We start from the raw sequence: 911 nt of genomic DNA, 5'->3' as shown, positions 1-911 counted from the left end.
TAACAATAACAAAAAAAATAAAAATATTATTTTATCAAAAAGAGAAATTGATTTTGAAAATTTAGAAACAAACGATTTGGTTGACGAGCCAATCGAATGTGATGTTGAAAGCCAATCAGAACAAATCAAAACGATAGAAACCAAACAACCAATCATTCACGAGCAAAATACCAACACTTCAAACAAAGCTAACAACCGATGGCAAATTGACGAAGCGATGATTGCGAAATTGCCTTCACGAAAAGTTAAAAAGGTTGGAAAACAACTTTCAGAAATCGTTGATAAGATAATGCCTGCTTATTTTCCAGAGAAAGCAAACTTTTTTGAAGGAACAAAGAAAATAAGGGAAAAACAAGAAGTTGAAAGAATACTAGAAGATTTCAAACCCGATTTTCAATACGCAACTGAACAAGGATTAACGCATGATGAAGCCTTATCAGAATTTGAAAAATTTGTACGCTTTTCAAAAACCAATCCATGTCACAATGCAAATGAACGCGATTGGCAAAGCGCTTGGGATAATTGGATTACGCATCCAGAATATGGATTGGTAATTAAGAAACACAAAAAATCAGAAGTGAAAAAACTATATGAAAGCGCATGTTATAAACCACCGTCAAACAATTTCGCAAATAACCTTTCAGAAAGCTTCAATCAACTTGCAACAGCGATCTACGCTTAAAGACACTTATGGATCCGAAAAAACAGCAAAGTAGTGAAGTTTGCTGATGATTTTGAGAATAGATATGCGTTTAAATTGACAGAAAGGCACCGTACAGAGCGATTTAAAGATTTTGTGATAAAAACCACATTGAAATTAAAAACGCTTCTGTACGGTCCATTTTGAGGCAAATAAACCCATTGGTAAAGTTATGGATTTAGATAGGGGATATTAAACCAGATGTTTTTAA

The 911-nt window shown here is 33.4% G+C and carries 1 pseudogene; it reads left to right on the top strand.

From position 1 onward, the window contains the following. Positions 1-682 (top strand): annotated as a pseudogene (locus ACFIM6_RS09985) (hypothetical protein); the annotation flags it as partial. Positions 683-911 lie beyond the last annotated feature (229 nt).

The sequence above is a fragment of the Bartonella sp. AA9NXGY genome, from assembly GCF_042196845.1.
In the GTDB taxonomy this organism is placed as follows: domain Bacteria; phylum Pseudomonadota; class Alphaproteobacteria; order Rhizobiales; family Rhizobiaceae; genus Bartonella.
This window is presented reverse-complemented; position numbering and strand designations above follow the sequence as displayed.